This window comes from Curtobacterium sp. MCBA15_008, from assembly GCF_001865065.1.
Classification (GTDB): Bacteria; Actinomycetota; Actinomycetes; order Actinomycetales; family Microbacteriaceae; genus Curtobacterium.
Window position 1 is genome coordinate 12433 of sequence record NZ_MJGN01000007.1, and the last position, 11442, is coordinate 23874.

At 68.1% G+C, this 11442-nt stretch carries 8 protein-coding genes; 3 read left to right on the forward strand and 5 right to left on the reverse strand.

What is annotated here, in order from left to right; translation table 11 throughout:
- Positions 1 to 62: 62 nt before the first annotated feature.
- From BIU96_RS03345 to BIU96_RS03355, 3 genes are read left to right on the forward strand one after another with little or no spacing between them, the layout of a single operon-like run.
- Entirely contained in the window at positions 63 to 3905 is a 3843-nt protein-coding gene (locus tag BIU96_RS03345) for a GDSL-type esterase/lipase family protein (RefSeq protein ID WP_139199744.1), read from the forward strand.
- Positions 3902 to 4447 carry a hypothetical protein gene (locus BIU96_RS03350; RefSeq protein WP_071291205.1) on the forward strand — a complete coding sequence of 182 codons (546 nt, stop codon included), beginning with the start codon at positions 3902 to 3904 and terminating at the stop codon, positions 4445 to 4447. The genes BIU96_RS03345 and BIU96_RS03350 overlap by 4 nt, the downstream gene beginning before the upstream one ends.
- A 9-nt stretch (positions 4448 to 4456) precedes the next feature.
- Positions 4457 to 4765 (forward strand): SDR family NAD(P)-dependent oxidoreductase, encoded by a 309-nt coding sequence (locus BIU96_RS03355; protein WP_083402615.1) that lies wholly within the window; start codon positions 4457 to 4459, stop codon positions 4763 to 4765.
- Between the two features lie 76 nt (positions 4766 to 4841).
- On the opposite strand, the gene BIU96_RS03360 is transcribed toward BIU96_RS03355, so the two are convergent.
- The 5 genes from BIU96_RS03360 to BIU96_RS03380 form a co-directional block, all read right to left on the reverse strand.
- Positions 4842 to 6995, reverse strand: coding sequence for a beta-galactosidase (locus BIU96_RS03360; RefSeq protein WP_254785931.1), 2154 nt, complete (start codon positions 6993 to 6995; stop codon positions 4842 to 4844).
- Positions 6992 to 7900 (reverse strand): carbohydrate ABC transporter permease, encoded by a 909-nt coding sequence (locus BIU96_RS03365; protein ID WP_083402616.1) that lies wholly within the window; start codon positions 7898 to 7900, stop codon positions 6992 to 6994. Before BIU96_RS03365 ends, BIU96_RS03360 begins: the two co-directional genes overlap by 4 nt.
- A complete protein-coding gene (locus BIU96_RS03370) occupies positions 7897 to 8850 on the reverse strand; it encodes a carbohydrate ABC transporter permease (protein WP_071291207.1) in 954 nt (317 codons plus the stop codon). Before BIU96_RS03370 ends, BIU96_RS03365 begins: the two co-directional genes overlap by 4 nt.
- A gap of 11 nt (positions 8851 to 8861) precedes the next feature.
- On the reverse strand, positions 8862 to 10241 hold the full coding sequence (locus tag BIU96_RS03375) for an ABC transporter substrate-binding protein (protein WP_083402617.1): 1380 nt from the start codon (positions 10239 to 10241) through the stop codon (positions 8862 to 8864).
- A 105-nt stretch (positions 10242 to 10346) separates the two neighbouring features.
- Positions 10347 to 11408: a LacI family DNA-binding transcriptional regulator gene (locus BIU96_RS03380; RefSeq protein WP_071291208.1), complete on the reverse strand. Its 1062-nt coding sequence runs from the start codon at positions 11406 to 11408 to the stop codon at positions 10347 to 10349.
- Positions 11409 to 11442: the final 34 nt, after the last annotated feature.

Genomic DNA, 11442 nt, shown 5'->3' on the forward strand with positions numbered 1-11442 from the left:
AGACCTGTTCAATGAATCGTTTGCTTCGCCATGCCCGTGTGCGTGCCACGAGGATCGCTGCCGTGATCACCGCGGCGACGTTGCTTCCGCTGACCGCGATCGCCGGAGAGTCGGCGTCGACGGCGTCGCCGCGGCGAGGAGACCCGGACGCGTCGTTGACGCCACCGCCGTCGGCAGCGAAGGACGCGCCGTTCACCGTGCCGGAACGAGACAGGGCGTCCCTGTTCGGTCGGGGTGCTCCGACCGATGCGGACATCGCATTCGCGAGTGTCGGAACAGCTTCCGGTCTCCAGCTACTGAGCGCGAGGGCTTCCGAGGGATACGCGTGGGATGCGCTGGCCACCTTGGCAGTGCCAGGGGTCGAGGCGGATCAGTGGGTAGGCAACACCTGCCTCACCACTGACGGCGCGTACGCGGTTGCGGTGTTCGCACCCCGAGCGTTCAGCAATGATCAACGGCTCTTCAACGAGGGTGCATGGGCGGCCGTCGTGAACACCAAGACCAGCGACGTCCAAAGCCTCGGGCGTGGCTACTCGCTGTCCTACTCGAATCCAGGATGCGGGTCCGGAACGAACGCGGTCCTCGCCCGGCACACGGGCACCGGCACGGAGCTCGGCAGCTTCGACGCAGCCGACGCTGCCGCGGGGCCGGTGTGGACCACGGAGGTCGATCACCAAGTGACCTCGGCAGTTGCTGCCCCCGACGGGACCATCCTCGCGGCGGGCCCTGGCGGCATCGAACGCATCAGCAGCGACGGCGACTCCAGCAAAACGGTGCAGACGGACGGAGCTGCCTACGACCTCACCCTCGCCGGAGATCGACTGACCTTTGCCGAGCACAACGGCGTAGACGCAACCATCCGCACCGGGATCCTCGAACACAACGGCACCCTAGAGGATGCAGAACGGGTGGGCTCCGGCGAACTGACGAAGGTCGGCCTCGCGCGCGACGCCACCGGCGGCACGTACATCGCAGGCATCGACTCGACAGCCAGTCTGCCTCCGTCGATGCACCGTATCGAGGGTGTTGACGCCGCCTTCGAAGTTTCCACCGGCGGTCGACTCGCCGTGAATACGGTCACCGCGCCCCCGCCCACGCCAGGCGACGGTGCGACCACAGCCTCGGAGACGCCGCTGCTGGTCGATGCCACCGCCGTGAACACCGGCGATGTCGTCCAGCTACGAGTCGCGCCGAACGACGGCGGCAGCCGTCTGGCCACGACACCGGTTGGTCGCCCTGGTGCGTCCGGGACGCGAGGATCATCGTCGAATCCGTCGGAAGCCGAAAGGGTGTGCGCGATTCCGCGGAACGACCCACGCCGGCAGGCGCTGCAGCCCAAACCCCGTCAGGTCGAATGGGCAGTGAACCGGATTGTGTCCGGGCAGCTGTCGATCAGTCGGCCGGCGAACTGGAACGGTACCGGAATGGCTGCCTACAGTCCTGGGGCGATGTTTCCGAAGAAGCCCCTCGAAGGCGGCGGGCGGATCCCCTCGCAGGTGCTGTTGGGAGTCCTGGCTCAAGAATCGAACCTGTGGCAGGCATCCCGCTACACGAGCCCCGGCGAGGCCGGGAACCCCCTCATCGGGAACTTCTACGGCACCGACGTTTCCGGGGGCGTCGACGGGACCGCGTTCTGGTGGGTCGACTTCAGCAAGGCGGACTGCGGGTACGGCGTCGGCCAGATCACCGACGGGATGCGGCTCGCAGGGCGTGAGCACGGCCACTCCCCAGCCCTCCCGGCTGCGCAACAACAAGCGATTGCCCTCGACTACACGGCGAACATCGCCCGTGCGGCGCAGATGCTGACCGACAAGTGGAATGAGACCCGTCGAGGAGGGACCACAGTCAACGATGGCGACAGCTCGAAGATCGAGAACTGGTTCGCCGCGGTCTGGGCGTACAACACCGGCTATCACACTGCTGAAGACGGGGCGGAAGGGCTCGGCTGGTTCAACAATCCCGTCAACCCCATCTACAACCCCTCCCGACATTCCTTCCTGGACGGCAACGCCGCCGATGCCGCCCACCCGCAAGACTGGCCGTACGGTGAGAAAGTGATGGGGTTCGCCGCGAACAGTCTGGGGCTCATCGAGAAGCAAACCGTCGAGGGTGGCGCCGTCGAGGTCGTCGGATTCCGCACCGCTTGGTGGAACGGCAATGGAACCTCGGGTCCAGCGAACCGCACAGCGGTGAAGCCGCCGCTGTCGACGTTCTGCAGCGTCAGCGTGAACGACTGCTCTGCCGTTCACCCGGCGGTCTGCTCTCGGGATGACTTCAAGTGCTGGTGGACCGGAAACGCAACTTGGAAGAACGACTGCTCGTACACGTGTGGGAACGAGTTCGAACGCTTCGCCCCCGCCGCGGATTACATGGCCGAGCAAGCCAACGGTGAGAGCTTTCCGCCCAGCTGCACCCGCGCCGGTTTGCCATCCGGCTCCTTGATCGTTGACGATGTGCCCCTGCAAACAGACGCCGGTCCGATCCACGCTTCCCCCGCCAACCCGGCCTGCACCACCGTTGCCACCACCGGGTCGTTCCGGTTCGACTTCGGAGCCCCGGGCGGGTCTGGTAGCCACCAGTCCAAGATCGACACCCATCAACTCGGAGCCGGCCTGAACGGACACTTCTACTTCTCACACACCTGGAACGCCCGACAGGATTCGCGCCAAGGTGCAATAACAGGCACCTGGAGCCTCGGACGGTCCCTCTCGCAGTGGAGTCGCGTGTTCGTGCACTTGCCCGACCACGCTGCGTGGGCACCGGACGCGAAGTACACGGTTGACCTCGGAAACGGACGGGTCGTCACCCGCAGTCTCCCCCAACGCCGGTACGCCAACGAATGGGTATCCCTCGGGGTGTTCGACTTCACTGGCGCCCCGACCGTGTCGCTGACAAACATCACCGGTGACGCCGACGACATCGACGCACGCGACGACATCGCCTGGGACGCGGTCGCATTCCAGCCCTTGCCGAACAAGCCCAAGGACATCGTCGTTTCCCTTGGGGACTCCTTCTCCTCCGGGGAGGGAGCGGGGAAGTACGAGCCCGTCACTGACAACAACGGCGATGACAACCGAATGCGCAACGCCTGCCACCGCTCATCGAATGCGTGGAGCCGCCTCGCAAAACTCCCGGGTTCCAGCACAACCATCGGTGCTCGGGACGACAGCAACGACCCCAGCCTCGACTACCACGGGATCTCCTGCTCTGGCGCCGAAACCAGGCATCTGTTCGGCGAGACAGCGGAAGACAAGCAATATGAGGCACCGCAGCTGCAGCAGGGGTACCTGGACGTGCACACGACCCTCGTCACGTTTTCCATCGGAGGCAACGACGTCGGGTTCAGTCCCGTGCTCGAGCGATGTGTCATCACCTATCTCGTCACTTCTGGCGCAGGCGACTGCCGCGGTGCGAAACCGAGCGTCTACGAAAAGCTCGAGAGACTCGAGGGGCAGCTCGACAAGACACTCAACACCATCCGCGCCAAGGCACCGAATGCGAAGATCCTGGTGATGGGGTATCCGGCGTTGTTCGGCGACGGCGTGAAGTGCATGCCCATCACCGCGAATGACGTCGAGTGGTTGCAACAGATGAACAACGACCTCAACACGACGATCAAAACCCGGGTCACCGCGGTCGGTGACGCCAAGATCGTGTTTGCCAACCCCACGAGCGCTTTCGACGGACGCTCGATATGCGGGCAGGATCCGGCAATCAACAACCTGCTCCCCTACGTTGACTACGTGTACGGATCCCGCACCAACGGCGACAAGCCGATGTTCACGATCCCGGCGCCGTGGGGCGGGATCAAGGGAGGCATCGCTCAGGCGAGCATCCACCCGAACGCCAAGGGCACCGCTCTCTACGCCCATGTCATGGAACAAGCGCTCGGAGCCACACGATGACCGCCAGCAGACTCCTCGGATCCGCCCTGTGCGTGTGCATCCTCGCTGTCGGGACGGCGGGATGCGGCATTCAAGTGCACACGTCGAGCTCAGAGGCGAAGGAGATCGCGGAAGAGAACGGGGCTCGGATCCTCCAAGCGCTCAGTGATGTGGCCCGTGGTGCCCGGAGCGCCACAGAGCTCCAGGAGGCGATCCGAACCGTGGACACCGGCGCCTTCGAAGAGGTCGAGTCGTGGGCATCCGGGGAGTTTGACGAGAAGCGCGGCGATCTCCGTACTGCGGTCTACAAGACCTCGGTTCACAAGACGAGGGTGGAGGCCTTGTCGTACGCGTCCGGAACAGCGCAAGGTGGGGGGCTGTCCAACGCTGCATCCGTCTACGGCTGCTTCAGCGCGACTCTCTCCCCGGGCTCGTGGGAGACGCCGACCGAGTCGGCCCCTTGCCCTGAGTTCACCACCACGGGCTCCGTGACCGAGATCTCGCTGACGCCCCCGCAGCCGACGAAGCCACTGCCCGACCTCCAATCCACGCCAGGAGGCTGACGTCGGACCGTGCTCGGGCTGTACGGCGCATCGAAGGCAGCGGTCGCAGCACTGACCCGCACGTGGGCCGCGGAACTCGCGCCCCGTGGGATCCGGATCAACACCGCCGTCCCCGGTCCGACCGAGACACCCGGGGTCGTGGGACTGGCGTCCGGCGACTCTGCCGCGTGGGTGGACCAGGTCGCGAGCGGACTCCCCTTCGGTCGGCTCCTGCGCCCGGAGGAGGTCGCTGCCACCGTCCTCTTCCTCGCGTCCGAACAGAGCTCCGGCATGACGGGGAGCGAGCTCCTCGTCGACGGGGGCAGCACCATCGTCTGACCACCGCAGGTGACCTGACGGCGGACAGGAGGCGCGGTGCCGACCGGCACCGCGTCTCCCGTCCCGTGCGGGTCCCCTACCGCACGGCCACCACCCGCACGTCCCACGCCCCGAGCGACAGCTCGGACCCGGCGGCGAGCGTCGTGCCGTCGAGGACGTCCTCCGCCTCGACCGGCAGCTGGAAGGTGCTCGGCGTCCACGACCAGTTGTGCACGACGTGCACGGTCTCCCCACGTCCGTTGACCGCGCTCTGCACCGACTGGGTGTCGACCTGCGGACGCCAGTCCGGCGCCCCGCTCTCCCGCGAAGCCGCCCAGTCGATGACCGCCGCGGCGAGCGCCGGGTCCGGCACCGTGCCGACGTAGGTCACCCGACCGGCGCCGTGCGCGCGGGTCGTGACCGCGGCGAAGCGACCGTGGTGCGGATGGTCGTACCCGACGAGCACGTCGGCGTCGTCGACGAGCAGGCCGTCGGCCCACCGGGTGGCCGTCGCCCCGGCCGGCAAGGTGAACCCATGGTCCGCGGCGGCCGGTCCGGCCGAAACGGGGACGCGGCGTTCGAGGTTGCTGAACTCGTCGTAGTGCACGCCGGCGGCGACGTCGAGGAACGCCGGCTTCCGTTCGAGTCGGGCGCGCGCTTCCTCGTCCTCGTAGCCGGTGCGGATGCCGACGACCAGGTGGCCTCCGGCTTCGGCGTAGGAGGCGAGCCACTGCAGCTGGGCGTCGGTCGCGATGGTGAACGCCGCAGCGACGAGCACCGGTCGTTCGGCGGCGACGGACGCCGGGTCGCGGTCGAACACCTGCGAGGGGTGCACGGTGTTCGCCTGCAGTCCGGCGTCGAACACCCCGCGGGCGAAGGCGTCGTAGACGGTCTGCCACGAGCGCCGGTCGGGCTCCATGCCGTCCCCGAGTGCCGGGTGCTCGTTGAGTGCCCACTTGGACTCGTTCGAGAACAGCAGGGCGACGTCGGCGTGCGGGCGGAGTCCGGCGACCCGGTCCCCCGCGTGGGCGAACTCGGCGCCGATGCGGGCGATCTCCTCGTAGGTGCGGCCGGGCTGCTGCGAGTGCGGCAGCACCCCGCCCCAGTACGTCTCGACGCCGTAGTGCAGCGTGTGCCAGTGCCAGTACTCGATCATCGAGGCCCCGCGAGACACGAGCGCCCAGGCCGCCTGGCGCCACTGCCCCTCGTAGGCGGGTTCGTTCATCCACGAGAACCCGATGGCCTGCGCGTTCGTCTCGGTGACCAGGAACGGCGCCTGCTTCGACCCGTACATGCGGTCACCCGAAACGACGATCGACCAGGCGCCGGACGAGGTCCAGAACTGGGCGGGCTCGTCGGCACTGGGGAGCTCGAGGGCGTCCTGCATCCGGTAGTACGGGTTGCCGGCGGTGACGTCGAGCGCCCGGGTGAGCACCTCGTCCTCGACGGTCGGCCGCTCGTACGCGATGCAGGTCGTGACGAACTGGTCGTCACGCGAGTACTCCCGCACGACCGATGCCTGCCAGGCGATGAAGTCCGTGGTGATCGAGGCCTGGAACCGCCGCCACGCCAGGTCGTACTGCGGCTGCGCGTTGCCGTCCGGGGTCCACAGGTCCGCCCACGTGGACAGGCGGTGCGACCAGTAGGTGAGGCCCCACTCCTCGTTGAGCCGTTCGACGCTGCCGTAGGTGTGACGCAGGTGGTCGACGAACCGTTGGAACACTTCGGGGTTGGCGATCAGCTCGTTGCCCGGCTCGTTGTCGACCTGGTACCCGATCACGGCGGGGTGGTCGGCGTAGCGGGCGACGATCTTCCGGATGACCCGCTCGGCGTGGAACAGGAACGCCGGGTGGGCGTAGTCGATCTCCTGCCGGGCACCCCACCCCATCGCCTCGCCGTCGGTCCGGCGGCGGACGTTGATCTCGGGCACGATGCGCGCGAGCCACATCGGGACGGCGTAGGTCGGGGTGCCGAGCACCACCCGGATGCCGTGTTCGCGGGCGGCGTCGAGCACCGGTGCGAGCCACTCGAGGTCGAAACGGCCGTTCTCCGGCTCCCAGGTGCTCCAGACGGATTCGCCGACGCGGATGACCGAGAAGCCGGCCTGCTGCATGAGGCGCATGTCCTCGTCGAGCCGAGGGGTCGGCTGGTACTCGTGGTAGTAGGCGGCGCCGAAGAGGACGCGGTCGTGCTGCATGGTGCGGGGTGCTCCGTTCGAGAAGGTGCGGTGGGAGGGAGGGGTTGCGGTCATCCCTTGACCGCCCCCGCGGTCAGGCCGTCGAGCAGCTGCTTGCGGAGGAGCAGGAAGACGAGGATCGTCGGCACGCTGGCCAGCACGGCGCCGGCGAGCACCAGGTCGTACGACCGGTTCTCCGACGCGAAGATCGCGTTGAGGCCGAGGGGCAGCGTGTACTGGCTCGAGTCGGACAGCAGGACCAACGGCCACTGGAACGAGTTGTAGCTCTGCAGGAAGCTCCACACCGCCAGGGCGCCGAGCGACGGCCGGAGCAGCGGGAGCACGACGCGGCGGAACGTGCCGAACTCCGAGTTGCCGTCGATGCGGGCCGCCTCGATGAGTTCGTCGGGGATCGCCTGCACGATGAACTGCTGCATCATGAAGATGCCGAACGCGGGCGCCACCCACGGTACGACGAGCGAGAACCACGGGTTCGTCAGCCCGGACTTCACCACCAGGATGAAGAGCGGTACGAGGATCACCGCGAACGGCACCGAGAGCGACGAGAACATCACCGCGAACAGGATCCGCTTGCCCCGGAACCGGAACTTCGCGAACCCGTACCCGGCCATCGCGCAGACGAACACGGACACGACGGTCGCGATCAGGGCGGTGCCGACACTGATGCCGAACCAGGCCCAGAACGGCTGGGTGGCGAGCAGGTTCGTGTAGTTCTCCCCCGTCGCCGGGTTCGGGATGAGCGTAGGCGGCGTCGCGAAGATGTCACCGCGCTGCTTGAAGGAGCCGGACAGCGCCCAGAGCAGCGGGAAGACGAACACCAGCAGCAGCGCCACGAGCGTCGCGTAGAGCAGACCGCGGCGGGCGAGCCATCCCTTCGTGCGCGGCGGTCCGGAGCGGGGCGGTCGGCCCCCGGCGGTCGTGACGGCCCGGGTGTCCAGGCGGTCGGTGGTGGCGGTCATGCGTCCCTCCCGATGGCGAGTGCGCGGTTGAGGATCTGGCTGACCCCGAACACGATGACGAACAGCACGACACCGGCGGCTGCCGCGTACCCGAACTGCTGCCGTTCGAAGGCGGCGCGGTAGATGAACATGGCGACGGACAGCGTGGCTTCGCCCGGGCCGCCCTTGGTGAGCAGGTAGGGCTCGTCGAACAGCTGGGCGGCGCTGATGAAGCTCGTCACGACGACGAACGCCGTGACGGGGCGGATCGCCGGGAGCGTCACGTTGGTGAACTTCCGGAAGGTGCCGGCGCCGTCGAGCGACGCCGCCTCGTACTGCTCGGGCGACACGTTCTGCAGCGCCGCCAGGAAGAAGATCGTCAGGTACCCGACCGTGCGCCAGAGGAGCACGAAGCCGATGGCGACCTTCGCGAGCGTCGGGTCACCGAGCCAGTCGGTGTTCGGCAGCCCGAACAGCGCCTTGAGCGTGGCGTTGAGCAGGCCGTAGTTCGTGTCGAACACCAGGCTGTAGATGAGCGCGATGACGATCGGCGACAGCACCATCGGGATGAAGAACGTCACCCGGAAGAGGTCCCGGGCGCGGAGCCCCTTGGCGTTGAGCGCCTGCGCGACGAGCAACGAGCACGGCACGATGACGAACACCGCGATGAGCGTGTAGATCAGCGAGTTGACCAGGGCCGTGCCGAAGCTGGTGTCCCGGAACAGGTTCACGTAGTTCGACAGGCCCACCCAGTTCGGTGTGCCGAGGCCGACCCACTCGGTGAGCGACAGGTACACGGCGGCGAGCACCGGCACGATCATGAACAGGCCGTACAGCACGTAGAACGGCGCGATGAAGAGGTACGGCGCGCTGCCACCGTTCGTGTTCAGGCGGCGGCGACGCCGATCGGGTGGATCGGTGGTGGTCGTGGTGGCGGACACCGGGATGCCGGTGGCGGTTGATGTGGACAACGTCGTCCTCCTCAGGCGCGGGTCTGGCCGCGGAAGTCGGCCGCAGCGGCGTCGAGCGCCTGCTTCGGGGAGATCTGGCCCTTGTAGGCCTTGATGAGGTAGCCGCTCAGGACGGTCTGCAGGATCGAGGCGTCTGCGCTCTGGTGCTGCGAGGGCACGTCGTCGACGACGGACTTGTAAACGCCGAACAGCTGCTGCCCGCCGAAGTACGGGTCACTCAGCGCCGCGAGCCGTGGGTCGTCGTAGACCGAGCGCAGGGTCGGCAGGTACCCGAGGTCCTGGTACCGCTTCACCTGCTGGTCCGGGTCGAGGTACGCGGCGAGCACGAGGTCGATCCCCGCCTTCGTGAGCGGCTTGTCGCGGAGCACCGAGAACCCCGTCCCGCCGCCGACGCTCGTCGTGCTGCCACCGCCGGCGAACCGGGGCAGGTTCCGCACCTTCCACTTGCCCTTCTGCTCGGGCACGTTCGGCTTGATGCCGTAGCTGGCGTACCAGGACGGCATGTCGACGGCCAGGATCGTGCCGCCCTTCAGCCCGGACTGCAGGCTGGGTCCGTACATGTCGGCGACCGTCGCGATCGCACCGGACTGCACCCCGTCGACGAGGAACCGCAGGGTGCGCTCGGCCTCGGGCGTCTGGATGGCGATGCCGCCGTCCTCGTCGTACAGGTCGCCGCCGCGCTGGAGCAGCAGGATCTGGTAGCTCTGCAGTGTCCCGCCCGGGTCGGTGACCGCCACGGCGTGCAGCGAGACACCCTTGCTCTTGTTGAGCTTTGCCCCGACGTCCATGTACTCCTCCCACGTCGTCAGGTCGTCCGGGATCCCGAGGGCCTTGAACTGGTCGGCGCGGTGATAGTAGACGCACAGTGGGGTGTCGGAGTCGAGCGCGTACAGGTGCCCGTCCTTCGAGAACGGCGTGAGTCGCGCACCGATCAGGTCGTCCTTGCGGGAGGCCACCGACGGCGACAGGTCGCTCAGGAGCTCGGCCGCGATGTCACCGCGGAGCATCCGGCAGAACGCCCCGATCTCAAGTCCGGCGACGTCCGGCGTCCCGGTGCCGGCGACGGCCTGCGCGATGAGTTTCGTCGGGATGTCCGCCGCTGCGATCGTGGTGATGTCGAGTGCGAAGTCGAAGTCCGACTTCCGGTCGGCGACCGGCAGCGCCTCGGTGAAGAACTTCTCGTAGCCGGGGTCGTGCGTCCAGAAGGACAGGTCGGCGTGTCCGGAACGGACGGCGGCCGTCGACTGCGGGGAGCAGCCGGCGAGCAGCGCGCCGAGGGCAATGCTGCCGCCAGCGGCGGCGCCCCACCGGAGCAGGTCGCGTCGGCTCGGCCCACGACCCGGAGGCGCGGGTGGCGCAGGTGGGGAAAGTCGCCTGGGTACTGGGGTCACGGAGGTCTCCTGACGTCGTCGTCGAGGTGATTACGGAGGTGGCGGCGAGCGCTCGTGAGCGCTCACTCACGGGACGGACGCACGCTGCGCCTCCCGTCCGGGGGTTCAGCCGGTGGGGCGGAGGTGACTCCGCTCGGGCGACGGTGGCGCGCTGGTGGCACGCGTGATCAGCTGGCCGGGCAGCATGCGGTGACGCTCGGCCGGCGGGTACCCGTCGAGCGTGCGGAACAGGCGGTGCATCGCGAGGCGGGTGGCCTCGTCGAAGTCCTGACGGATGGTCGTGAGCGGTGTCGGCAGGTAGGCGGAGATCGGCATGTCGTCGAAGCCCACGATGCTGACGTCACCCGGCACGGACAACCCGTGCTGCTGGATGGCGGACATCGCGCCGATCGCCATCTGGTCGTTCGCCACGAAGACCGCCGTCAGGTCCGGACGTCCGAGCAACGAACGCATGGCCTCGTAACCGCTCTGCGGCGACCAGTCCCCCTCGGCCGGTGCGTGCTCGGCGACGCCGGCGTCCCGCAGCGCCGCCCGCCACCCCGCCAGCCGACGTGAACTCGAGGTCCAGTCGGCCGGACCCGCGATGTGCCACACCGTCTCGTGGCCGAGGGCCAGCAGGTGATCGGTGGCCGCGAAGGCAGCGCCGCTCTCGTCGAGACCGACCGCCAGGGTGTTCTCCCGGTCAGCCACGTCCGGCGGCCCGAGCGTCAGCACCGTCACGCCCTGGGGCAGGCGGAGCTGGTCCATCTGGTTCTCGACCGGCTCGGAGAAGACGATCGCCTCGACGTCCTGGCCGACGAGCGAGTCGACCGCCGGCTGGAGCTCGGACGCGGTCGCCGCGACGGTGCGGACGATGGCCAGGCTGTAGCCGTTGGCGCGGCAGGCCTGCTCGACGCCGGTGAGCATCGAGGTCGGGCCGTAGAGGTCCGTGCCGATGGTGATCAGGCCGATGCGGCGGGAGCGCTGCGACTTGAGGGAGCGGGCCGCGGCGTTCGGGCGGAAACCCAGTTCGTCGATTGCTTCGAGGACGCGGGCGCGGACCGCCTCGGTGACGTGTGGTTCGTCGTTCACCACGCGGGAGACGGTCTTCTGGGAGACGCCGGCCAGGGTCGCGACGTCGGTCATGGAGGCCGGACGGAGGCGGTGCACCGATGCATTGCCGCTCATCGTCAGCTCCTTCGCTGCTCCGTGGGACCGGCCG